At 68.5% G+C, this 23,471-nt stretch carries 15 protein-coding genes; 6 read left to right on the top strand and 9 right to left on the bottom strand.

Going from position 1 to position 23,471, the window contains the following annotated elements; genetic code table 11:
• Positions 1-558 precede the first annotated feature (558 nt).
• From dnaA to SLNSH_RS16515, 5 genes are all read left to right on the top strand, one after another.
• Complete coding sequence (gene dnaA / locus SLNSH_RS16540; RefSeq protein WP_106338166.1) at positions 559-2,031, top strand: chromosomal replication initiator protein DnaA; 1,473 nt, start codon at positions 559-561, stop codon at positions 2,029-2,031.
• Positions 2,032-2,189: 158 nt separating this feature from the next.
• Complete coding sequence (gene dnaN, locus SLNSH_RS16535; RefSeq protein ID WP_106338114.1) at positions 2,190-3,308, top strand: DNA polymerase III subunit beta; 1,119 nt, start codon at positions 2,190-2,192, stop codon at positions 3,306-3,308.
• The gene (recF, locus tag SLNSH_RS16530) at positions 3,305-4,495 is read left to right on the top strand and encodes a DNA replication/repair protein RecF (RefSeq protein ID WP_245422387.1); all 1,191 of its coding nucleotides are present in this window, start codon (positions 3,305-3,307) and stop codon (positions 4,493-4,495) included. Before dnaN ends, recF begins: the two co-directional genes overlap by 4 nt.
• 180 nt (positions 4,496-4,675) lie before the next feature.
• Positions 4,676-7,096: a DNA topoisomerase (ATP-hydrolyzing) subunit B gene (gene gyrB, locus SLNSH_RS16525; RefSeq protein WP_106338113.1), complete on the top strand. Its 2,421-nt coding sequence runs from the start codon at positions 4,676-4,678 to the stop codon at positions 7,094-7,096.
• Positions 7,097-8,192: 1,096 nt separating this feature from the next.
• The gene (locus tag SLNSH_RS16515) at positions 8,193-9,638 is read left to right on the top strand and encodes an Ig-like domain-containing protein (RefSeq protein WP_146140289.1); all 1,446 of its coding nucleotides are present in this window, start codon (positions 8,193-8,195) and stop codon (positions 9,636-9,638) included.
• An 80-nt stretch (positions 9,639-9,718) separates the two neighbouring features.
• On the opposite strand, the gene SLNSH_RS16510 is transcribed toward SLNSH_RS16515, so the two are convergent.
• The 3 genes from SLNSH_RS16510 to SLNSH_RS16500 form a co-directional block, all read right to left on the bottom strand.
• The gene (locus SLNSH_RS16510; protein ID WP_106338164.1) at positions 9,719-11,017 is read right to left on the bottom strand and encodes an HlyD family type I secretion periplasmic adaptor subunit; all 1,299 of its coding nucleotides are present in this window, start codon (positions 11,015-11,017) and stop codon (positions 9,719-9,721) included.
• 147 nt (positions 11,018-11,164) lie between these two features.
• Complete coding sequence (locus tag SLNSH_RS16505) at positions 11,165-12,886, bottom strand: type I secretion system permease/ATPase (protein ID WP_245422386.1); 1,722 nt, start codon at positions 12,884-12,886, stop codon at positions 11,165-11,167.
• A gap of 127 nt (positions 12,887-13,013) precedes the next feature.
• Positions 13,014-13,406 (bottom strand): hypothetical protein, encoded by a 393-nt coding sequence (locus tag SLNSH_RS16500; RefSeq protein ID WP_106338109.1) that lies wholly within the window; start codon positions 13,404-13,406, stop codon positions 13,014-13,016.
• A gap of 354 nt (positions 13,407-13,760) precedes the next feature.
• Between SLNSH_RS16500 and SLNSH_RS16495 the strand changes: the two genes are divergently transcribed.
• Positions 13,761-14,852, top strand: coding sequence for an acyltransferase family protein (locus SLNSH_RS16495; RefSeq protein WP_106338108.1), 1,092 nt, complete (start codon positions 13,761-13,763; stop codon positions 14,850-14,852).
• Between the two features lie 21 nt (positions 14,853-14,873).
• Here SLNSH_RS16495 and SLNSH_RS16490 read toward each other — a convergent pair whose 3' ends face one another.
• The 6 genes from SLNSH_RS16490 to SLNSH_RS16465 all read right to left on the bottom strand — a co-directional run bounded on the left by SLNSH_RS16490 (position 14,874) and on the right by SLNSH_RS16465 (position 23,203).
• Positions 14,874-17,174, bottom strand: coding sequence for a WD40/YVTN/BNR-like repeat-containing protein (locus SLNSH_RS16490; RefSeq protein ID WP_210202526.1), 2,301 nt, complete (start codon positions 17,172-17,174; stop codon positions 14,874-14,876).
• Between the two features lie 23 nt (positions 17,175-17,197).
• Positions 17,198-17,986, bottom strand: a complete 789-nt coding sequence (locus SLNSH_RS16485; protein ID WP_245422385.1) for a WecB/TagA/CpsF family glycosyltransferase — start codon at positions 17,984-17,986, stop codon at positions 17,198-17,200.
• A 105-nt stretch (positions 17,987-18,091) separates the two neighbouring features.
• Entirely contained in the window at positions 18,092-19,102 is a 1,011-nt protein-coding gene (locus SLNSH_RS16480) for a glycosyltransferase family 2 protein (RefSeq protein WP_245422384.1), read from the bottom strand.
• 17 nt (positions 19,103-19,119) lie between these two features.
• Positions 19,120-20,478: an O-antigen ligase family protein gene (locus SLNSH_RS16475; RefSeq protein WP_106338107.1), complete on the bottom strand. Its 1,359-nt coding sequence runs from the start codon at positions 20,476-20,478 to the stop codon at positions 19,120-19,122.
• Between the two features lie 14 nt (positions 20,479-20,492).
• Positions 20,493-21,758, bottom strand: a complete 1,266-nt coding sequence (locus SLNSH_RS16470; RefSeq protein ID WP_106338106.1) for a glycosyltransferase — start codon at positions 21,756-21,758, stop codon at positions 20,493-20,495.
• Positions 21,758-23,203, bottom strand: a complete 1,446-nt coding sequence (locus SLNSH_RS16465) for an undecaprenyl-phosphate glucose phosphotransferase (protein WP_106338105.1) — start codon at positions 23,201-23,203, stop codon at positions 21,758-21,760. The genes SLNSH_RS16470 and SLNSH_RS16465 overlap by 1 nt, the downstream gene beginning before the upstream one ends.
• Positions 23,204-23,471: the final 268 nt, after the last annotated feature.

Raw genomic sequence — 23,471 nt, 5'->3', positions numbered from 1 at the left:
CAGCGGGACGTCCGGGCGCGGAGGAGTCAGAGGCTGGCGTGTTGCACCCCCAAAATCGCCTGTGTAAGGTCTTTTCACGTCGGGACGAGCTCCCGGCCATCTCCGAGGACGACAGTAAAGGCTACAGGCCTGCTTCCGGGCCAAGGGGATCTTTTTGTCTTAGCGTTAGTTGTAACGGCGTAGGGAGTTGCGTTCAGAGTTCGTCACTTAACAGCGAAAACGGGGCAGCAGGCTGATTTAGCCTGGACGAGTCCTTCGAACGAAATGCGGGCGGGCATCAATGTTCGGAAATTTGCTTAGCCGAACGAGGGGGCATCATGGACATGCAGGCAAGGCTGACCGAATTCATATTCGGCGCGACCATCGGCGTGACGAGTTCACCGGGAACTGCATGATCGGCGCCTGAACCGGCCCGACGAGAGGCGAACGCCTCACTCATTCAAAACCACAGACGATGACCGCAACGCTGCGCGCACCGCGCGCCGGCGAGCGGTGATTTGCGAGATCAAGATGTTCCATTCAGTCGAGCGCGAAACGACTTTCGAGACCGTGACCAGCATGGAGACCCTGAAGGTGGATCGCGAAGAGGCCTGGGATCGCGTGCGCCGCCGCCTCCGGGCGGAGCTGGGCGAGGACGTTTTCTCGAGCTGGTTCGGACGCCTCGACCTGGTCGAGATCGTGGATGGGGTCGCGCAGCTTTCCGTGCCCACCCGGTTCCTGAAGAGCTGGATCCAGGCACACTACCTCGATCGGGTGCGCACGCTGGTGACGACGGAGTGCGAGGGCGTCGCGCAGATCAACCTGTTCGTGCGCAGCGCCCAGCGGCCGGCGGCGCGCCCGGCGCCCTTGAACGAGAACGCCGCAGGCGTTTCCGCCGTCAAGGCGCAGCAGCCCACGACCGCGCGGGCCTCTTATGATCGCCCCGCCGGCGCGTCCACCCAGACCCCGGCCGAGCGGCTGCAGCCGGCGGTGGCGGACGCGGACGGCCTGCAAGGCTCGCCCCTGGACCGCCGCCTGACCTTCTCGAGCTTCCTGGTTGGCCGCTCAAACGCCCTGGCGCACGCCGCCGGCGAGCGCGTGTCCCGCATCGAGCCGGGCGCGGCTCCGCTGTACAACCCGCTCTACGTTCACTCGGCGGTCGGCCTGGGCAAGACGCACCTGCTTCAAGCGATCGCCCATGAGGTCATCGCGGCCGGAAAGCGGGTCATCTATCTCACCGCGGACCGGTTCATGTACGGCTTCGTGGCGGCCCTGAAGGCCCAGACCGCGATCGCCTTCAAGGAGCGCCTGCGCGGCATCGACCTGCTCGTCATCGACGACGTGCAGTTCCTCCAGGGCAAGTCCATCCAGCAGGAGTTCTGCCACACCATCAACGCCCTGATCGACGCCGGCCGGCAGGTCGTGATCGCGGCGGACCGCCCCCCGGCGGAGCTGGAGAGCCTGGACGAGCGCGTGCGCTCGCGCCTGGCCGGCGGACTCGTGGTCGAGATGGGCGCGCTTGACGAGCAGTTGCGCGTCAAGATCCTCGAGACCCGCATCGCGGCGGCCAAGGTCCACCACCCCAGCTTCGAGGTGAGCCCGGCGGTGATCGGCTACGTGGCCCGCGTGATCACCACAAATGGTCGCGACCTCGACGGCGCCGTGAACCGCCTGCTGGCCCACACGACCCTGTCCGGCTCCGAGCCGACCGTGGAGTCGGCCGAAGCCGCGATCCGCGACCTGGTCCGCTCCCGCGAGCCCAAGAAGGTTCGCATCGAGGACATCCAGAAGCTTGTGGCGACCCATTACAACGTGAGCCGGGCCGACATCCTGTCGTCCCGCCGCTCCGCCGGCGTGGTGAAGCCGCGGCAGATCGCGATGTATCTCTCCAAGCAGCTGACGCTGCGGTCCCTGCCTGAGATCGGCCGCCGGTTCGGCGGGCGCGACCACACCACGGTGCTGCACGCCGTGCGCAAGATCGAAGGCTGCGTCCAGGCGGATCCCGGCCTGCGGGAAGACGTCGAGCTGCTGAAGCGCATGCTGCAGGAGTGACGCCGGTCGAGCGCCCGCCCAACGGCCAATTGGCCGGGGACAGGGCGTCCAGACGCCACGGGCGGGCTTGCGAAGAGCATAGGGGCGCGCCATTGTGCTCGCCCCTCGGCGGGGTACCGGCCGGGGCTTGATCTCGAACAGCAAGCGCAGGTTGGACCATGAAGGTCACAGTCGAACGGGCAGCCCTCTTCAGATCCCTCGGTCACGTCCACCGGGTGGTGGAGCGGCGCACCACGATCCCGATCCTGTCCAACGTGCTGATCCGCGCGAATGGCGGCGAGCTCAGCCTCAAGGCGACCGACCTGGACCTCGAGGTCACCGAGACGCTCGGCGCCGACGTCGGCCAGCCGGGCGCCATCACGGCGCCGGCCTATGTGTTGTTCGACATCATCCGCAAGCTGCCGGACGGCGCCCAGGTGTCGCTGGAGACCTCGGGCGACACCGGCCAGGTCACCATCCGGTCGGGCCGCTCGCGCTTCACCCTCCAGGCGTTGCCCGAGACGGATTTCCCGGACCTCGCGGCCGGCGAGATGGCCTACCGCTTCCGCGTACCCTCGGGCGAACTGAAGCGGCTGATCGAGAAGACGCAGTTCGCGATCTCCACGGAGGAGACGCGCTACTACCTCAACGGCATCTACCTCCACACGCTCGAGTCCGCCGGCAAGCCGGTGCTGCGCGCGGTGGCGACGGACGGCCACCGCCTGGCGCGGGTCGAGACCACCTGCCCCGAGGGCGCGGCCGGCATGCCGGGCGTGATCGTGCCTCGAAAGGCCGTGGCCGAGATCATCAAGCTCGTCGACGAGGCGGGCGAGGCGGTCGAGGTGGAGTTGTCGCCCACCAAGATACGCCTCACCATGGGGCCGGTGGTGCTCACGTCGAAGCTGATCGACGGCACTTTCCCGGACTACCAGCGCGTGATCCCGGCCGGGAACGACAAGGACCTCATCGTCGACAAGGCGGAGTTCGCCGCGGCGGTCGACCGCGTTTCGACGATCTCGTCCGAGCGTGGCCGGGCCGTGAAGCTCTCCATCGCCGACCGTCGCCTGACGCTCTCCGTCACCAACCCGGATTCGGGCTCGGCGACAGAGGAGATCGAGGTGGACTACGACGCGACTGCGCTCGACATTGGCTTCAACGCCAAGTACCTGCTCGACATCACGGCCCAGCTGGACAGCGACACCGCGTTGTTCAAGCTGGCTGATCCGGGCTCGCCCACCCTGGTGCAGGACCGCGAGGGCGCGTCCGCCCTCTACGTCCTCATGCCGATGCGCGTGTGATCGGCGACGCGGTCACATCCGGGACCACGCCTCCTGAGCCGCTTGCCGGCCCGCACGTCACCCGCCTCGTCCTGTCGGATTTCCGATCCTACCCGGCGCTCGATCTTCCGGTGCGTGGGCAGCTGGTCGCGCTCACGGGCGAAAACGGCGCCGGCAAGACCAACGTGCTCGAGGCTCTGTCCCTGTTCACGCCAGGACGCGGGCTGCGCCGGGCCGATCTCGGCGAGATGGTGCGCGCCGGCGCGCCGGGCGGCTTCGCGGTGTCCATCCATCTCGAAGGCCCTGGCGGGAGCTCCCAGCTCGGCACGGGCCTGGAACGCGCTGACGACGGCTCCTTCGCCCGCCGCTGCCGGATCGACCGCGCGCCGGCCTCGTCGCCGGCCGCGTTCGCGGATCACCTGCGGCTCGTCTGGCTGACTCCCGCCTTCGACGGCCTGTTCTCGGGCGCAGCCGGGGACCGGCGCCGCTTTCTGGACCGGCTCGTGCTGGCGGTCGACAGCGAGCACGGCTCGCGCGTCAACGCGCTCGAGCGGGCCACCCGCTCGCGCAACCGCCTCCTGGCCGAGGAACGGCTCGACCACGCGTGGCTCGACGCGGTCGAGCGCGAGGTGGCGGAAACGGCGGTGGCCGTGTCGGCCGCCCGGCGGGAAACCGTGGAGCGGCTCGCCGCCCTGATCGCGGCCACACGCGACGAGGCCTCCCCGTTTCCATGGGCCGACGTGGCCCTGGAGGGGCCAATCGAGGTTGAGCTCGGACGCTTGCCGGCCCTCGACGTCGAAGATCTGTACCGCGAGTGGCTCCGGCAGGGGCGCATGCGCGACCGCGCGGCCGGCCGCACGCTGGTGGGCCCACAGGCGGCGGACCTCGTGGTCCGGCACGGTCCCAAGGACGTCGCGGCGGCCAGCGCCTCCACGGGCGAGCAGAAGGCGCTCCTGATCGGGCTCGTGATCGCGCATGCGCGACTGGTCTCGGCCATGACGGGCATCACGCCTCTCGTGCTGCTGGACGAGATCGCGGCCCACCTCGATCCCAGGCGTCGGGTGGCGCTCTACGAGACCCTGGCGGGCCTGGGCGCCCAGGTTTGGATGACGGGGGCGGACGCGGCTGCATTTTCAGGGCTTCCACCCGGAAGCGAGACTTTCGAAGTCACGCCCGGAATGGTGCGCAGCCTGGGGTACGGGCCATGAAAAAGTCCCCACGAAGGCCCATATAGGCTAAAGACAAGCGAACATCCGGCCGCCCCCAGGCCGGCGCGGCGCATTGCGCCGTGGAGCGAGGATCTGAACGCCTGCCCGGGCCGTGCGGCGGAAGCCCTGACGGTCTATATTTCGGCAGGCGAATCATAGCGTTCGAGGACATTCAGCGACATGGCGGAAGCAGCTCGCCGGGAAGAGCCGGAAAATGCGTATGGCGCGGAATCCATCAAGGTCCTGAAGGGACTGGACGCCGTCCGCAAGCGCCCCGGCATGTATATCGGCGATACGGACGACGGCTCGGGCCTGCACCACATGGTGTACGAGGTGGTCGACAACGCCATCGACGAGGCGCTGGCCGGCCACGCCGACATCGTCACGGTGACGCTGAACCCCGACGGGTCCTGCACGGTCACGGACAACGGCCGCGGCATCCCGACCGACATCCATCCCGAGGAGGGGGTTTCGGCGGCCGAGGTCATCATGACCCAGCTGCATGCGGGCGGTAAGTTCGACCAGAACTCCTACAAGGTTTCGGGCGGCCTCCATGGCGTGGGCGTGTCCGTGGTGAACGCGCTCTCGACCTATCTGAAGCTGCGCATCTTCCGCAGCGGCCACGAGCACGAGATGAGCTTCACGCACGGCGACGCGGACGCGCCGCTGCGCGTGGTCGGCCCGTCGGACAAGCGCGGGACGGAAGTGACCTTCCTGCCCTCGCCCCAGACCTTCACGATGACGGAGTTCGACTACGCCACCCTCGAGCACCGGTTGCGCGAACTGGCCTTCCTCAATTCCGGCGTGCGCATCCTCCTCACCGACGCCCGGCATGCCGAGGTGAAGCAGGAGGAAATGCTGTACGAGGGCGGCCTCGAGGCCTTCGTGCGCTACCTCGACCGGGCCAAGACGCCGCTCATCGGCGCGCCCCTGATGGTCAAGGCCGAGCGCGACGGCATCACGGTCGAGGCCGCGCTGTGGTGGAACGACAGCTACCACGAAAACGTGCTGTGCTTCACCAACAACATCCCGCAGCGTGACGGCGGCACCCATCTGGCCGGCTTCCGGGCGGCGCTCACCCGCCAGGTGACGAGCTACGGCGACAGCTCCGGCCTGACCAAGAAGGAGAAGGTCGGCCTCACGGGGGACGATTGCCGCGAGGGCCTGACGGCTGTCCTGTCCGTGAAGGTGCCGGACCCGAAGTTCTCGTCGCAGACCAAGGACAAGCTGGTCTCGTCGGAGGTTCGCCCTGTCGTCGAGAACTGCCTGAACGAGGCGCTGGCGATCTGGTTCGAGGAGCATCCCAACGAGGCGAAGTCCATCGTCGGCAAGGTGGTGGAGGCGGCGGCCGCTCGCGAGGCGGCCCGGCGCGCGCGCGAGTTGACGCGCCGCAAGGGCGCCCTGGACATCGCGTCCCTGCCCGGCAAGCTGGCCGACTGCCAGGAGCGCGACCCCGCCAACGCGGAACTGTTCATCGTCGAGGGCGACTCGGCCGGCGGCTCCGCCAAGCAGGGCCGCAACCGCGAGTTCCAGGCCGTGCTGCCCCTCCGCGGCAAGATCCTGAACGTGGAGCGGGCGCGCTTCGACAAGATGTTGTCCAGCCAGGAGATCGGCACGCTGATCACGGCGCTGGGCACGGGCATCGGCAAGGAAGAGTTCAACGCCGATAAGCTGCGCTATCACAAGATCATCATCATGACGGACGCGGACGTGGACGGCAGCCACATCCGAACCCTCCTGCTGACCTTCTTCTTCCGGCAGATGCCGGAACTGATCGAGCGCGGGCATATCTACATCGCCCAGCCGCCGCTCTACAAAGTCACGCGCGGCAAGTCGCAGCAATACCTGAAGGACGAGCGCGCGCTGGAGGACTACCTGATCGAGCAGGGCGTCGACGGCGCGCTGCTGCGGGTCGGCAACGGCGAAGAGCGCATCGGCCGCGACCTGAAGACCCTGGTCGAGGAGGCCCGAATCGTCCGCAACCTCCTGAACGGGCTGCACACCCGCTACGACCGCGCCGTCGTGGAGCAGGCGGCGCTCGCCGGCGCGCTGCACCCGATCGACGACGAGGCCGCGGCCGCGGCCCAGGCCGTCGAGATCGCGCAGCGGCTGGACGTGGTCGCCGACGAGATCGAGCGGGGCTGGAGCGGCCGCGTGGAGGCTGGCGGTTACGTGCTGGAGCGGACCATCCGCGGCGTGAAGCAGACCGCGGTGCTGGACGCGCAACTCCTGGCCTCTGCGGACGCCCGCAAGCTCGAGGAGCACGCCGCCCCCCTGCGGGAGGTGTTCCGGGAGCCGGCCGTCCTCGTTCGCCGCGGCGACGAGAACCAGGTCGCCGGAGCCGTGGCGCTGTTCGACGCCATGATCGCGGTTGGCCGCAAGGGTCTCACGCTGCAGCGCTACAAGGGCCTGGGCGAGATGAACCCTGAGCAGCTGTGGGAAACCACGCTCGACCGCTCCATCCGCTCGCTGCTGCAGGTGCGCGTGAAGGAGGTCGCCGACGCGGACGACATCTTCACGAAGCTCATGGGCGATGTGGTGGAGCCGCGCCGCGACTTCATCCAGACCAATGCGCTGAGCGTGGCGAACCTCGACGTCTAAGTGACGTGTCGTTCGGGGTCGCTCGCTGCCGCAGCACACCGATAGCTGAGCGTTTCCGCACACAAAGGCTAGAGCTAGTCCACACGGCTCAATCGAGCGGCTCCCCGACATGGTAAGCTAGGAGCTCTGGTCAACCCTCTATGGGAGGGTAAGATGAGACCATCTCCACTCGCCCTACTTGCTTGCTGTGCGGTGTCCAGCTCCTGCTGGGCCGGCGAGCGTGTGCTCACGTTTCGCATGATCGACCTTTATCCCTCTAGCGACCAACGAGGCGCAGAGCACTTGGTCGGCATCGCCCTCGGCGACGGCGGGCGACTTGTCCAGAAGGATCACGCCATTCGGAAGCTCCCAAATGGCCAGTATGCGGGGACGTGTACGTATACATTCGAGGACGGATCGACCGTCAGCTCCGAGTTCACGTTGGTGCAGGACGGCTTGGATTACAGCGCAGACTACAAGGTCGTTTCCGGCACTGGAGCGCTGGCCGGAGCCCACGGCGTGGGGCATCTCACGACAATGAAGGGCTATGAGGGCGCTTCTAGCTCCACGGGGGTCTATCAGGTTCAATTCAGGGTAGACGTCCCGAACTCATGAGACGCTCGTAGGCCAGGCGCTCTGCTGCCGCAAGACCTGCCCATCCTCCTTGCGGTCACCCACGCGTGATGGCGGGGCAGGCGCCATGGTGCCTTTGAAATGAAGCGTCCGCTGGCGGTTCATCGCCGGGCGTGAGCCGGCGACTCCGCCCGGGCCTCTGCATGGGTCGACGGGGCGCTTCGGTTCAGGACCGGAGCGCCCTTTCTTGTTGCAGGCCTCCGCGGTGAGGCGCGGCGGCGGCTGCTTCGCCTTATCGGCCGCTGAATCGACGATCATTATCGACCGTATAAAGCTTTCGGAAAGGGCCCTTCCCTACGGTGATATCACATCGCCGGAGGTCATCGTGGCAACCACGCCTATAACTATCCATGAAAATACGAACTGGACGCTTGGCTCTTACCTCGCATATCTGTCTCCCTGGGGAGCCGGGTCGCTTGTCCAGGGCGTCGACTACACAGATTCCCTAACACTGTATCCAGATCTGTTCCCGAATTCTGTACAAATGTCCTGGAGCTGGCCAGCTACGCCGGCCCCCAGCGGCGTGTACTGCTTCAACGCCGTCGACTTCGGGAACTACGACTGGACCGTCCCGCAGACGCCGATCGCGTCGAGCCAGGTCAACGCCATCGCCTCGCTGTCGCAGACTTTCGACCTGACGCTCGGGGGCGACGGGTCGAAGTATGACGTCATCACGGACATGTTCCTGACCGGGAAGGCGGGCGACAACACCACCAACCTCTACGAGGTCGAGATCTTCCTCCACACGCCCCAGTATTCGTCCGACTGGGTCAACTATGGGGGCATGACGACGATCGGGACATACACGGGATCCGGCCACACCTGGAAGGTCGCCTCCACGACGGGCGGGGCAGGCACGCCCGATCTGATCTTCATGCCGACCGACACGCCCGACGTGCTGTCCGGGACCCTGGATATCAAAGGCATGCTCGACTATCTGGTCGCCCAGCATGTGCTGACCGGCTCGGAGTACTTCAACGGGCTTGGGATCGGGGCCGAGGTCCAGCAGGGCTCGGGCTCGCTCTCCATCAACACATTCGCGGTCGACTACACGCCGGGCGTGCCCGCGCCCGCCCCCACGGTTCCGCAGGTGACCATCACCTCGTCCGGCGGGATCGTGAACTCCCTCGCCACCACGGTGGCCGGCGACGTCGACCTCGCCAATGTGGGCTCGACTGTCCGCATCCTCGACGGCACAACCCAGATCGGGACCGCCGTAGTCGGCAGCGACGGCCACTGGAGCGCCAGCGTGAACCTCCTTAACGCGCAGGGCCTTCACCAGGTCACCGCCACGGACGCCAACGCGGCGGGGACGGGGCAGAGCGCGGCCGTGCAGTACACGCTGGACACCGTGGCGCCCAAGATCGTGTCGGTGGCCGAGTCCGTCTCCGGCCTCACCACCGGTCACTCCACGACCATCACGGTCGGGGCCAGCGACGCCACCTCGGGCGTGTGCGGGGTGAAGGTGTTCGACAACGGCGCCTATCTGGGCGACGCCACGCTCGGATCATCCGGCAAGTGGATCTTCGCGGCGCAGGACCTGGCCGACGGCAAGCACAGCTTCACGGTGTCCGCCCTGGACGCGGCGGGCAACGCCAGCAGCGCCGTTTCGGCAGGCGCCGCCCTGACGGTGGACAGCATCGCCCCGACGGTGAAGATCCTCAGCGAGACCCTCTGGCACGGGACCTTCCAGATCAGCTTCAGCGGGTCGGACAACACGGGCGGCTCAGGACTGAGCAAGTACGTGTACTGGGTGGACCACAACGCCTCGAGCGAGAGCGCCCCGCCCAGCGGCGCGCTGAAGTCGGGCTCGCTTTCGTCGTCATCCAAGTCCCTGGCGCTCAGCGGGTCCCTGCAGGGCGACTACCTGCATATCCAGGCCATCGACGTCGCCGGGAATCATTCAGCCGACGCCATCTGGCACCTCTGAACGCAAAGAGGGCGAGGCTTCCCGCCTCGCCCTCAAACCTCGACTTCGCAACGCCGGCGCTCAGCGCCGCGCACCGCGTCCTAGCGGAACGCGCGGCGCATCTGGTCGGCGATGGGCTTGACCAGGTACGACAACAGGGTGCGATCGCCGGTCGCCAGGAAGGTCTCCACCGGCATTCCGGCCCCAATCTTCACGTCCTCGGCCAAACGCGCGCGCTCCGAATCCGGGAAGCCAATGCGCGCCACGAAATAGCTGGCGCCCTGCCTGGGGTCGACCACCGCGTCCGAACCGACGAACCGCACGGTCCCGTTCAGCCGCGGGGTCACGTTGCGATCGAGGCCCGTCAGCAGGACCGACGCGGGCTGGCCCTCGTAGACGTGGCTCGCCTCGTTGGGCCGGACCTTCACCTCGGCGACGAGGGTCTCGCGCTCCGGGACGATCATCATCACGGTTTCGTTCGGCTGGACGACCCCGCCGACCGTGTGGACCGTCATCTGGTTCACGACGCCGCTCTGGGGCGCGCGCATCTCGATCCGGTTCAGGGTGTCCTTGGCGGCGACCTGACGCTCGCCTTCTTCGGCGATCTTCGCCTGCGTCTCGCGCAATTGCGCCGCCACCTCGCCTTTGAGTTTCTGGTCGATCTGGAGGATCTGGATCTCCGTCTCGGCGATCTGGCCCTTGGTGCGCGCCATGGCGGAACGGAGCTGCCCGCGGTCGCCCTCCAGGCGGGCCGCGTCGCGCTCGAGCTGGTTCACGCGACCGATGGAGACAAGCTTCTTGGCGTAGAGCTCGCGGACACCGTCGAGCTCCTTGCTGATCAGGGCGCTTTCACGCGCCTTGGCCGCCTCCTGTGACTCGTAGCCGGCGATTTCCTGCCCGGCCTGGGCGATCCGCTCACGCAGCTGCTTGCGTTCGCCCTCACGGGCGACAGCCCTCGCCGCGTAGAGCTTGGCCTCGCCCGCCAAGAGTTCCGCGATGTCCGGCTCCGCCTTGGCGCGATGGAGCAGATCGGCCGGGAAACTCAGGGGCATGCCGGCGAGTTCGGCCGCCATCCGGGCCGCCTTGGCGCGATCCTGGTCGAGGCTGTTGGACACCACCGCCAGGCTCGCCCGGGCCACGGTTTCGTCAAGCCGGAGCAGGACATCGCCTGCCTGGACGTGGTCGCCTTCCTTGACGCGGATTTCCTGCACGACTCCGCCCTGGGGGTGCTGGACCTTCTTCGGACTGGATTCCACGACGAGAGCGCCCTGGGCGATCACGGCCCCCGTGATGGGCGTGAACGCCGTGAGCCCGCCCGCGCCGAGCACCAGCATGGCGCTCGCGAGCAGGCCAGCGCGCATGTTGCGGCCGAGCGCCTTGTAGGCCGGAAGAGCCTGCATGCGCTCCGCCACAGGCGGCTGCGCCTTCGGGGGCGAGCGCCTCCTGGAGGGCGATGACATCCTGAGCCGCACACGGCCGCGAGCGTTCAGAGTGGCGGCGACCGCCGCCCAGCGAGGATCGGGCGGGAGGGGTTTGAGGCTCACGGATCAGGCTCCTTGACCGGCCAGGGCGGCCCGACGCTCCCGGGCGGTGGCCACCCCGGTTTGCCGGAGCACGTCGGATTTGTCGCCGAAGGCGCAGGCGACGCCGTTGTTCAGCACGAGCAGCTTGTCGACAGCCGCCAGCGCCTCGGCGCGATGGGCGATCACCACGACCAGGCCGCCGCGAGCGCGCACGTCCTCGATGGCGCGCGTGAGCGCGGCCTCGCCCTCCGCGTCGAGGTTGGCGTTGGGCTCGTCCAGCACGACCAGGAAGGGATCGCCGTAGAGCGCCCGCGCCAGGGCGACCCGCTGGCGCTGGCCAGCGGACAGCCCTTCGCCGAACTCGCCGATCCGGGTGCGATAGCCGTCCGGCAGGCGCAGGATCATCTCGTGCGCGCCGGCCTTGCGAGCGGCGTCGATGACGTCTTCAGGCCTCGCCTTGGGATCAAGACGGGCGATGTTGTCGTAGACGGATCCTTCCAGCAGCTCCACGCCCTGGGGCAGGTATCCGACGTGGCGACCCAGGGCGTCTGGCGCCCACTGGTCCAGGCTGACGCCGTCGAGGCGTACGGAGCCCCGGGCCGGCCTCCACAGGCCGACCAGGCCACGCGCCAGGGAGGACTTGCCCGAGCCGCTGGGCCCGATCACCCCAACGGCGGAGCCTGCCGACAGGACGAAGGAAACGCCCTGCACCACGGGGCGCCCCCCAGCCGGCGGCGCGAGGACCAGATCCTGGGCCTGCAGCGAGGACGAGGGAGTCGCGAAGGCAATGGCCCCGCTGTCCTCCGGCTCCGCCTTCAGAAGCTCGGACAGCCGTCGCCAGCTTTGCCGGCCCTGCACGAAGGATTTCCAGTTCGCGATGGCGGCGTCGACAGGCGCGAGCGCGCGCGCGGACAGGATGGAGCTCGCGATCATGACGCCGCCGGACGCCTCCTGGCGAATCACGAGCGCTGCCCCGATGGCCAGGACGGCCGATTGCAGGGCCATGCGGGCGACCTTGGCCAAGGCGCCCAAACCGCCGGCGACGTCCGACAAGCGCACGGAGCGCGCCAGGTGCGCGTCGTCCACCGTGCGCCAGCGGCTCGCCGCGGCGGACGTCATTCCCATGGAGGCGAGCGCCTCCGCGTTGCGGACCCCGCCCTCGAGCGCGCGCTGTCGGGCTGACGACAAGCCGACGAGATCGCGCTGGGGCGCCCGCGTCAGGACCTCGCTGCAAAACGTAAGGCCCATCATCAGGACGGCGCCGCCCAGCGCGGCGAAGCCGATCAGCGGGTGGAACAGGAAACAGACGACCAGGTACAAGGGCGCCCAGGGCAGATCGAGCAGCGCCGCCGGAGCCGCGCCTGTCAGGAAGGCCCGGATGGACTCGAGTTCCCGCACAGGCTGGACCGCGTCGCGGCGGGCGTTCTTCAGCGGCGAAGCGACGGCCAGCCGAAACACGCGTCCGGACAGTGTCTGGGCCACGGAGGCTCCGATGCGGCTGACCACCCGGGTCCGGATCGCCTCGAGCGCTCCATGGAAGGCGTACATCGTGGCGGCGAACACCAGCAGGCCGGCCAGGGTCGGGCCGCTCTGGCTGGGAATGGCGTAGTCGTACACGGCCAGCATGAACAGCGAGCCGGTCAACGACAGCACGTTGATCAGCGCCGTGAAGAGGCCGACAGCGCAAAACGCCCTTCGGCACGCCTTGATGCAGGCGCCCAGTTCCGACGCCCCGGTCCCGTCCATCCACGCCCCCCAGCGCATTCATCGGCCGGCCGCCAACGAGGCGGCGTCCCAGCCGTGAATCACGGTATGAGCGAGTCGCAAATCGGGAATTAACAACCTACGGTTTTGGCGCGACACGAAGCCGCGGTCAGGCCGAGGCGGCGGCGGCGGCGCCTTTCGTCGGCTCCGGCTCGGCGTCCTCCGACGGCAGCGGTTCAGCCTTGCGGCTCGCCTCCTCGCTGGCGGTCAGCCGAAGCAGCAGGGTCGGATCGCGCAAATCGGTGTTGGCGAGGTATTCGAGCTCCTCCCTGAAACGCTCGGCCACCTTGGGATCCATGCCGTAGTCGAACTTGGCGTCGATGATCTGGCGGATCGTCATGTTCATCAGGTGCTTCGGATGCGGGTTCAGATGGTCGTACAAAAACCAGATCAGCCGCCGCTGCGCCTCGGTCAGGATGTGCAGGTTGTTGACCCGCTTGGCCAGGTCCAGGATGATTTTCGTGTGCTGTTCGAGAGCTTCCCGAACGTTGATCTCATCCATGCAGCAACAGTCTCCAACGGCCTTCGCGCGCGCAGCACCATAAAGGGGTCAATGCGGGCGACAACGCGGCGCGGCGCGCGATGGTTCTGAATCAAACGCCTGCAGCGCGGACTTCAGCGTGAGTTCGTCTCATTTCGGCCACGCCCAGCGGCTGTTTTGGGGCAGGCGTGCAAGCAGCGAGCGCGGGATCTCCTCCCGCGACGCGCAGGCGCGCGCCGGGAACATTCCAGGTCAGGCGGAGTTTCAGCGAAGCTGCGGCTGAGCGCTTCGTTGGCCGTCCGGCCGAGCCCCGAGCAGGCGAAGACTTGCTCTGCGACCAGGGGGGCTCGGCTATCTGGAGGGGACACGTTGCGGTTGGCGTCCAGCAGTCAGACCATCCTCGCCCTTCAATGCCTGCGTGGCATCGCGGCCGGGATGGTGGTGGCGGATCACCTGATCGAGCGGCTCGTGCGCCGCGGCGTTTACCCGGAACAGGATTTTTCCTACGCGGTGTCCCTCGGCCACCGGGGCGTGGCGGTGTTCTTCGTCATCAGCGGCCTGATCATGGTCTACACGACCATCGGCGAATTCGGGAAACCGGGCGCGCCGGGACGCTTCTTCAAGCGCCGGTTCCTGCGCATCGCCCCGCTTTACTACCTGACGACGGCGGCCATGATCGCGTTCCATTACGCGACCAGCGGCACGCATGACCTGCCTTCCACCCGGGACCTGGCGCGCAGCATCCTGTTCGTGCCCTATTCCAACGGCGAGGGCCTGCTGCAGCCGGTCTACGCCCTGGGCTGGACCCTGGAATACGAGCTCTTCTTCTACGCGCTCTTCGCCATCGGGCTGCGCTTCCCCCAGAAGGTCGGGCTGGCGCTCATCACCGCCGCGCTGCTGCTGCTTGTCGGCCTGGGGGCCACGGTCGTCGATGCGAACGCTCCGTCCGGCCCCTTCCACGACATCGCCGTCTTCTTCACGCGGCCCATCATGCTCTATTTCGTCATGGGCGTGGCGCTCGGGCTGGCGCGGGCCTCGATCGGCGAAACGCTGAGCACGCGGATCCCGGACTGGCTGACGGCGGCTTGCATCGCGCTCGCGCTGGTCCTGACCGCGTACTGGAACGAGCGGGCCGGGTTCCTGGTGGTGCTCGCCTGCACGGCGGCGGCGGGACTGGTGACCCAGGCGCCGCCACGGACCGGCTGGTTCGCCCGCTTCTCGCGGCTGCTGGGCGACACCTCCTACAGCCTGTACCTCACGCACAGCTTCATCCTGGGGGCCGTGGCCTTGCTCATGGCGCGGGCGCCCGCGCAGGGCCCGCTGGGCCTTGCGCTCCAGTGCGGAGTGGCCTTCGGGGTCAGCCTGCTCGTGGCGATGGCGAGCTGGCGCTGGCTCGAGCAACCGATCGCTGCCTGGGTGAGGAAGCTGCGCATGGCGCGGGTCTCCCCGGCTGCCCTAGCCCCCTGAGGCGGCGCCCGGGAGCGCCTCCTACTCGGCCGCCACGCACTGGGACCGGGCGCCGAGCCGGAGGGGCTCCTCGTTGCAGGACGAGGGCTGTCCGTAGAGCCAGCCCGAACCCTTGTAGCCGACGTAAACCCTGCCGAAGACGTCCTTGTCGCCCTCGATCACCGTGACCTGGTCGAGCGTGCCCAGCGGGAACCCGGCGACGCTGCGCCAGCTGGCGGCGTTGTCCGTGGAGCGCCAGATTCCGTAACGCCCGCGCACCCGGCCGGAGATGTAGATCGCGGGCTCGTCCGAGCCCGGCGCGGGCTTGCCGAAGCCGATGTCGTCGACCTGCTCCACCCCATCCAGGGCGGTCCAGGACGCGCCCCCGTCGTCACTGCGGCGCAGCCGCAGGTCCGCGCCTTCCGACGTGCCCGAGGTGAAGAAGAGGCGCCCCGCCTTGCCCGGAGCGGCGCGGAGCTTGGCGCTGTACTGGCTGTCGGGCGCGATCTCGCGGTCGAAGACGCGGGACCAGGAGGCCCCGCCATCCTGCGTCCGCCACAGGCCGCGCAGCGCGGCGTTCTCGCCCATGCCGGAATGGTAATAATAGAACACGCCCGGCAGGACCCGGTCCGCCGTGACGGTCTTGCGGGGGAAGTAGTACTGCGAGTGTGAGCCGGTAAACGGCGGCTTGCCGCCCGGCAGAACCACCTGCGCCCAGGTCGCGCCCCGGTCCTTGGTGTAGAACGGCGCCCGGTTGAACGAGGGCTCCCAGACCAGGTTGGACGTGTCGTTGGCCGACACGGCGATGGACCCGAAGGACATGCGCCAGGGGTCGTCCGGCTTCGTGCCGGGGGGCGTGGGCAGGGTCGGAAACTTGCGCCAGGTCTTGCCGAAGTCGAGGCTGTATCCGGCCAGGACGGCGTCGCCGTCCTGCCAGCAGCAATTCATCCGGGTGTCGGACGCGTTGGTGGCCAGGAAAGCCGGGTTCGACGTGCTCCAGGCGAGCTGCTGGGCCGCGATCAGGACCCGCTCCTTGGGGCCATAGCGGGTGGAGAAGGCGTCCAGGTTCTCCTTGACGTGGGCGCCGAAGTCCCACGCTGCGAAGACCGGAGCCTGCCCCGGAGCCTGGACGACATCGTTGGCGACGAGCTCCTCGATCCCGCGGGTCTGGCTCACCCAGGTCAGCCGCGACGCGTTCGGCTCCGCGTCGGCCACATAGACGCCGGTCCCGGCGGCGTTGATCAGGCGGTTGGGCTGGGCGGGGTCGAAGAGGACGCGCCCGGTCGCGAAATAGGACTGGTTGGTGACGCGCAGCCAGGGCGGGTCTTTCGGTCCCGCCTGGGAGGCGTGCGCCACGGCCCGCCAGCTTGCGCCGCCATCAGCCGAGCGCAGGGCCTTTCCGCCCTCGTCGAAGACGTAGACCTCCCCGCCGCGCGGGTTCACCGCCACCGTGGCGAAACGGCCCCGGCTCATGCCAGGACGTTGGGACAGATCCGTCCAGGCGCCGGCGGCGAAACGCCAGACGCTTTGCGTCTCCTGGTCGACGGCCCAGAAGGCGCCGTCCGGGCCGAACTGGCCGTTCTTCAGGGTCTTCGGCTGCGGCTTGTCGGCCCCGACAAGGGGGGCGAAGCTGCGGCCGCCATCCTTTGAAACCACCATCCCCTGGCCGGGGAGCATGGCCCAGGCCAGGGCGGCGGCGCCGGCCCGGGCGGGCTCGAACCAAGTCAGGATGGGCATGCCGGCCGGGCCGGGCGCCGTTGCGAGCCCCTTGACCTGCGTCCAGGTCACCCCGCCGTCGTCAGAGCGCAAGAGGCCGTTCTTCGGCGTCCCCAGCAGGACGAGATCCGGGCTGGACGGGCTGACCGCGAGGGAGGGGCCATAGAGGCGAAAGGCGCTGTTCGGATCAACCGCCAGGGGGAACCCCTCCCCGCTCGTCTCGCGAACAAAGCTCTTGCCGCGGTCGTTCGAGCGGTACACGTGCCCCTTGGCGACCATCAGGATGCGGTTCGGATCCGAAGGCGCGACCGCGACTTCGTAGACGCCTTCGGCGACGCCGTTCTGGCGCCGATTCTCCTCCGGCATGGTCGCGGCCGTGACGAGCTGGACCCAACGATCCTGGTCTGCGTCCCATAGGTAGGCGCCGTAGACGTCCGTGCGCACCACGCGGGTGCGGCCGGCGGGATCGGAGGCGTAGCCGGTGATGAAGCCTCCGCCGCCGATGGCGACGGGCTTCCACTGGTAGAGTTCGCGCGCGGATTGCGCCGACGCGGCCGTCGACGCGGCCAGGAAGCCGAGCAGCGCCAGCCTCCAGGGGGGCGTTCGTTTCGTCCGCTTCAAATGCATGCGCTCTCCAGTTGGCCGACGTGTCAGTCGTGCGTCTTCGTGACGAGGTGGAAGGCCGCGGCCGGGTTGGTGGTGAGATACCGCCAGGCCAGGCGCCGGGGCTCCATGCGAACCCGGTGCAGCCATTCGAGGCCATGGTCCTGCATCCACTGCGGCGCGCGGGGCACGGCGCCCGCCGTGTGGTCGAACAGCCCGCCGCAGGTGCGGATCCAGCCCACCCCGCGCAGGTCATCGCGGTGCTCGACCGCGAAACGTTCCTGGCGCGGGCTGCCGAGTCCCACCCACAGGACGTCCGCGCCGCTGTCCTGCACCTCCTCGCAGATCCCCTTCTCCTCGGACGCCCGGAAGTATCCGTCGCGAATCCCGACGATCTTGAGGCCGCAGTGCTTGTGGCGCAGCCTTCGGGCGGCCTCCTCGGCCACGCCGGGCTTGGCGCCGAGGAAATAGAACTTCAGGCCATTGGCGACCGCGGCCTCGGACGCCGTGTGGATGAAGTCCGTCGTCGCCACGCGCTCCTGGAGGGGGCGCGAGCAGAACAGCCGGGAGGCGATGACCAGCGGCATGCCGTCCGCATCGATCACGTCGGCCTGAAGCAGGGACTTCCGAAAGGCCGGCTGGCTGTGAAACTGCGCGATGGTCGCGCCGTTTGAGGACACCACGATCTTGGGCGGCGTGCCCGGGCTGCGCCTCGCGCGGTGGCAGTCCTCGACCATCAGGTCAGCCAGTTGCTGGCCGGTGAGTCGGACAGTCGGAACGCCGCCAACGGAAATCGTGTCGAGGATCGGGGAGACCTCTTCGGCAAAGTCAGTCACTAGGCGATACCTCTCGGATCCGCACCCGGGGGGGGGGTGGGGCGGTTCTTGGGGTGGTCGGGCGAAAGGGCGGCTCCGGAGAACGAAGGCGTTCCCCGGCGGCGCTCAGTCGCTCGGGGTGATGGTGATCAGCGAGAGCGGTTGTTCGGGTGGGGCGCGACGGCGGAAGAGTCCTTGAAAGAAGGCGAAGGCGCCGATGTTCCAGCTGGCCAGGGAATAGAGGCCAAGGCGAAGCGAGCGCCGGCGCCAGGCGAGGAACGCCATCGGCGCCGCGAGCAGGGCGAGCAGCGCGAGCAGGCGCGAGCCGGGCGTCATCCAGGGATTGAGGGCGAGGGCCGCGAGGACGATCCACCAGGCGGCGACCGCGACGGCGTTGCGCACGTGCGACAGGCGCCTCAGCACGATGCCGAGATGCTCGCGCCCGAGGGCCGCGCGGAGCACCTCGCCCGCCGCCCCGGCATAACCGGAGCGCAGCCGCGCCCAGAGCAGGCGGTAGCCGCTCTGCTGGTGGCCGTAGTGATCGACCCCCGGCGCATCGAGGCGCGCCAGCTTCCAGCCCCGGGCCTGGAGCCGGGCCCCGAGGTCGAACTCCTCGAAGGCGTGGAGATTGCGGTCGGCGAAGTAGCCCACTTCGCGAATGGCCGAGACCCGATAAAGGCCGCCGCAATCGAGCCGGTCGACGAGGCCGGCCCGCCAGCCCTCGCCGCCCGCGACAGCCTGGGCCCGGATCTGGAACTCGGCGTTGTCCGTGTGCACTTCCCGGACCGCGCCGGCGACGCCGGCGAATTCGGGATTCCGCTCCAGGAAATCCACGGCCGCCGGCAGAAAGGCCGGGTTCAGGACCATGTCGCCGTCGAGCAGGTAGAAATAGTCGCCCCTCGCCTGTTGGAAGGCGAGTTGCGCGCCTGCGCCGCAGCAGCGCTGGCTCTGGTCCGCTAGCTGCACGATGCGAACCGGCATGGCGCGGGCGATCTCGACCGTGCGGTCCCTCGACCCGCTGTCAGCCAGGATCACTTCGCCGTCGAACGGCTCCAGCGCTCGCAACGCACTCGATATGGCGTCGGCGATGCGGCGCTCTTCGTTCAGCGCCTTGATCCCGATCGTCACCCGCACCATCGGCTGATTTCTCCTTCTCAAGACCTGGGGGAATGGGCGATGGCGCGCGGCTGCCTGCGGCGGGGCAGCAGCATCGGCTCCAAGCGGGCGTAGTCCTCCGCCTCGAGCTCCTCGGGCGCCCTGGTGTCGGCCGCCTCGATCAGGGCGATCGCGAAAATCAGGAAGACCTGAACGATGGCGTCGCGCTCCAGGAGGCTCGTCTCGGTGCCGTTGTGGCCGGCGCAGAACACGAGCAGGGCGACGAGCAGCGCGCCACGGCGGCCGCCGACGCGGGGGCTCGCGATGACGCTGAGCAGCGGAATGACGAGCAGGGCGGCGACCGTCAGCGCGAGCCCGATCACGCCGAGCTGCACCAGCACGTCCATGTAGCCGCTATGGGCGTTGCCGAGCTCGGTGACCCAGCCCTTGCCATAGCGGAAGATGGGCGAGTCATCCCCGACGTTCCAGAAAGAGCCGTAGCCGGCGCCGAAGAGCCAGTGGTCCTGCGCGTAGGCGAACAGGGCCGGCCAGATCTGCACGCGCCCGGTGAGCGCGTCCTGGTTGTCGAAAGGCGCGGTGATCTCGGCCCAGTAGATCTGGACGAGCACGGCGATCGTCGTGGCGATCGCCGCGAGGGCGAGGATGGCGAAGCCCCGGTAGCGCGGATCGTGCCGGAGAAAGATCCACCCCGCCACGAGCGAGACGCCGAGGATGGCCATGGATGTCTTGGAGCTCGTACCCCACAGGAACACGAGGTTGCCGACCACCATCAGCCATCGCCAAAGCGGATTGACGCCCTGGCCGCCGAGCACGAACAGCAGCACAGCGATGGCGCATACAGCGCCGGCGAAGTTCTTCTGGACGAGCACGCCGCGCCAGTCGCCGACCAGGCCGGGGTCGAACGGATCGGCCATCTGGTGGATGCCGACATCGGGCGCGAGAAGCACCGCGGCGAAGTTGGCGAGCAGGAAGGCCGAGGTGACCCACTGCAGGACCGCCACGGTGCGGTCGAACCGCAGGCGGTCCACGATGAGGAACACGGTCCAGATCACCACGCAGGTGAGCACGAGGCGGCGCACCGCGATGGAAGGCTCGATGGACCAGATCAGGCTCAGCCAGCACCACAGAAGGAGGTACTTGAGGGAGAGCGGGACCGCGAGCGGCGCCTTGTCGGCGGGCCGGTTGCGGGCGGCCAGGAACGAGCCGGCGAGCAGGGCCAGGTACACGACCTGGCGCAGGGCGTTGCCTTCGCCCTCCGTAGGCGCGTCCCGGTAGGAGAAGTAGGGTCCGAGCAGCACGAAGCCGACGAAGACGGCCGCGATCAGCGCCGGAACCAGCAGGGTCATCCGGCCCTCGTCGTGACGCGGGGCGGCCATCGCCGAAGAATGCAGGGGCATGGCGGTTCGCGTCCTCAGGTCTTGGAGTGCTGGGGCGACCGCGCGCCGAGCGCGGCCCGGACGAGGGTCTCGTAGCCCTCCACCATGGTTTCGAAGCGCGCCGCCGCGCCGAGCAACGACGCCCTGGACGCCCAGGCCTCATAGGCCTTCGGGTCATCCAGGAGGGCGCGCACTTCCCGCGCGAGCCCCTCGTCGTCGTGCGCGCCCACCACGATTCCGCAGCGCTCGCCCTCCGGGCCTGTCACGCCCTCGACCTGTACCGGCACATCGGAGACGACCAGCGGCAGCCCCAGCTTGGCCGCCTCGATCAGCCCCAGGCTGTGCCCCTCGAAGAGGCTGGGCTGCACGAACACATCACCGGCGGCGAGGATGTCCAGGGCCTCGCGGCGTCCCCGCTGGCCCATGAAGGCGACCTGCGAAGCGACCCCGCGCTCGGCCGCCAGGGCCTCCAGTTGCTCCCGGTCGGGTCCCGAGCCCACGATGGCCAGCTCGACGTCCGGCATATGGGCCAAGGCCCGGATCAGGACGCCGTAGTTCTTCTGGGCCGCGAGCCGGCCCGTGGCGACCAGGCGGCGGGCGCGGGGCCTGCCCTGGCGAGCGGCGCGGAGCATCTCGAGCCGCTCCTCCACCTCGGGGGGAAGGGCGTTCAGGATCGTGGCCCGCTTGGCGCGATAGCGCCACGGCTTACCGGCAAGCGAATCGCAAACGGCCCGCGAGACTCCCACGACGGCGGCCACGTTCGGCTGCGTTCCGACCACGCCATCGAGGGCGTCGAGGGCCCGGTTGTGGGTCTGGACCGGCGTGTGATGGGACGTGATGAAACGAGTGGCCGGCGACGCGAATCGTCCGACCAGCGGGCCGAGCACGTTGGCGAGCGGCAACGCGCTCACGACGGCGTCGGGCCGAGCGTGGCGCAGGTAGCGCCCCAGGGACCGGGCCATGGCGAGCTTGTCTCCGAATGACGCCGGGCGATCGGGCGCGAAACAGACCCAGTCGCGGCCGTCGCCGGGGTCGGTCTGCTCTGGCGTCCTGTAGAGGGCGCAAAGGTCCACCGCCCAGCCCCGCTTGGCGAAGGCCGCGGCGAGGTCGCGCCACAGCTCCTGTGCGCCGCCCGGCGCGGTGTGGGTGAGCAGAAAGGCCAGGCGAGGCTGGCGGTAGCCGGCCCGCTCCCCCGCCCCGATGGCAGAGGTCGTCCGTCCGGCCGCCGGGGTGGCTTCCGCTGCGGCGCCGAACAGCGCCCGCCCGTCGCGGGCGGCGGTCATTTCCGTCGGCCCGGCCATCAGTAGGCGTTCGCCCCGCGAAGCGCCCGAAGGGTCAAGAACAGGATCTTGACGTCCATCCAGAAGCTCCAATGGTCGATGTACCAGAGGTCGAGGCGCACCCGGGCCGCCATGCGGTCCACCGTGGGAGTCTCGCCGCGGCAGCCGTTCACCTGGGCCCAGCCTGTCAGGCCTGGCTTGACGTGCCGGCGCAGCGCGTAGTCGGCGATGAGATCGTCGTAGTAATTGTCGTGGGCGACGGCGTGGGGCCGGGGCCCGACGAGCGACATGTCGCCCCTGACGACGTTCAGCAACTGCGGGAGCTCGTCGAGGCTGGTCCGGCGGAGGAACCCGCCGATGCGGGTGACGCGCTGGTCGTTCTTCTGCGCCTGCCGGACGGCGGCGCCGTCCTCCTGGACCGTCATGCTGCGGAACTTCAGGATCTTGAAGACCTTGCCGTTGAAGCCCTGGCGGTGCTGGCGGAACAGGATCGGCCCGGGGCTGTCCAGGCGCACGGCGATGGCGATAAGGGCCATCAAGGGTCCGAGCGTCGCCAGAGCCACGCCCGCGACCACGATGTCCAGCGCGCGCTTCGTGAACCGCTCGGCCCCGCTCAGCGGAGCGCGCTGCAGTTCGACCGCAGTGAGAAAGCCCAGTTGCTCGCTCGGGCGCGCCAGGAACTGGGAGAGGTCGCCCGTCGCCACGAGGCGGATCGGGACCGGCAAGGAGCGGCCGGTCTGGGCGAGGCGCATCGCCAGTTGGGCGTGCTCCCAGCCGGCGGCGATCAGGATTTCCTGAACGTCGGCCGCGCGCGCGTCCATGCAGAAGCGGAGCATGGCCGCCTGGGTCTCGTCCCAGCCGGCCTCCTCCGGCAGCACGAGGTGATGCGCCGGGCTCAGCCCGAGGCGCTTCAGCCTCCTGGCGATGCTGGCGAAGCTTCCGGAGCCGTCCCCGCCGAAGGTCACCAGACCGACCGGCATGGCCTTGAAGCGCCCCGAGGCGAGCGACTCGCGCATGAGGTGACGCCAATAGGCGCGATGGGCGAAGAGAGCGCCGCCGCCCGCCAGGGCGAAGGTGATCACGGACCCGCGCGAGAATCTGTCTCCGATGTGGAGGAAGAAGCCCACGAGGGTGACGAACATCCACACCACCGCCCAGATGGCGGCCACGCTGGCCATCTGGCGCCGCCCTTTCAGGATGGCGGTCGGTTCGTTCAGGCCCCGCAGTTCGGTGGCGCCTCCGTAAAGCGCGCAGACGGCGAGCGCGATCCCGATGTGCCGCGACCAGTCATTCACGGCGCCATAGACGACCTGTTCGTAAGCAGCGCCCGAACCAATCCCCACCATGGAGATCAAGGCGATCTCCAGACCCAGGACGTATTCGGGGACGCGTCTGAAACTGATTGCGGTCCGCGACAGCCGGTCCACGCCGGCGTGCCCAGCCTCAGCAAACAGGTTCGAGTTCATTCGAGCTCTCCTGGTCGAGTTCGGCGCATGTACCCCGCAGCGCAAATATCACCTGGGGCTCATAAAGCAACTCCCGGGCCATTAAGGCATATGGCCTCGTTCTGGTTCCGTATATGGCCGAAATATGGCAGTATGTATTAGGTCCAAGCTGAAGCTTGGCGGGCCAATGCTAGGGCTCTATTGGCGTATCAACCATTCATGACGATATCGTAATTATCGTCATTTGATGGAATACGAGAGCGTTCCATCAATGTACATTTGCGTACGG

Source organism: Alsobacter soli (genome assembly GCF_003004785.1).
Taxonomy (GTDB): domain Bacteria; phylum Pseudomonadota; class Alphaproteobacteria; order Rhizobiales; family Beijerinckiaceae; genus Alsobacter; species Alsobacter soli.
The sequence above is the reverse complement of the archived record's forward strand: the minus strand, read 5'-3'. Positions and strand labels throughout refer to the sequence as shown.

What these genes read in the sequence shown, in the direction of transcription:
- dnaA (WP_106338166.1), top strand. Translation starts at nt 559, where the DNA reads ATGGAGACCCTGAAGGTGGATCGCGAAGAGGCCTGGGATCGCGTGCGC.
- dnaN (WP_106338114.1), top strand. Translation starts at nt 2,190, where the DNA reads ATGAAGGTCACAGTCGAACGGGCAGCCCTCTTCAGATCCCTCGGTCAC.
- gyrB (WP_106338113.1), top strand. Translation starts at nt 4,676, where the DNA reads ATGGCGGAAGCAGCTCGCCGGGAAGAGCCGGAAAATGCGTATGGCGCG.
- SLNSH_RS16515 (WP_146140289.1), top strand. Translation starts at nt 8,193, where the DNA reads ATGTCCTGGAGCTGGCCAGCTACGCCGGCCCCCAGCGGCGTGTACTGC.
- SLNSH_RS16510 (WP_106338164.1), bottom strand. Translation starts at nt 11,017, where the DNA reads ATGCAGGCTCTTCCGGCCTACAAGGCGCTCGGCCGCAACATGCGCGCT.
- SLNSH_RS16505 (WP_245422386.1), bottom strand. Translation starts at nt 12,886, where the DNA reads ATGGACGGGACCGGGGCGTCGGAACTGGGCGCCTGCATCAAGGCGTGC.
- SLNSH_RS16500 (WP_106338109.1), bottom strand. Translation starts at nt 13,406, where the DNA reads ATGGATGAGATCAACGTTCGGGAAGCTCTCGAACAGCACACGAAAATC.
- SLNSH_RS16490 (WP_210202526.1), bottom strand. Translation starts at nt 17,174, where the DNA reads ATGCATTTGAAGCGGACGAAACGAACGCCCCCCTGGAGGCTGGCGCTG.
- SLNSH_RS16480 (WP_245422384.1), bottom strand. Translation starts at nt 19,102, where the DNA reads ATGGTGCGGGTGACGATCGGGATCAAGGCGCTGAACGAAGAGCGCCGC.
- SLNSH_RS16475 (WP_106338107.1), bottom strand. Translation starts at nt 20,478, where the DNA reads ATGCCCCTGCATTCTTCGGCGATGGCCGCCCCGCGTCACGACGAGGGC.
- SLNSH_RS16470 (WP_106338106.1), bottom strand. Translation starts at nt 21,758, where the DNA reads ATGGCCGGGCCGACGGAAATGACCGCCGCCCGCGACGGGCGGGCGCTG.
- SLNSH_RS16465 (WP_106338105.1), bottom strand. Translation starts at nt 23,203, where the DNA reads ATGAACTCGAACCTGTTTGCTGAGGCTGGGCACGCCGGCGTGGACCGG.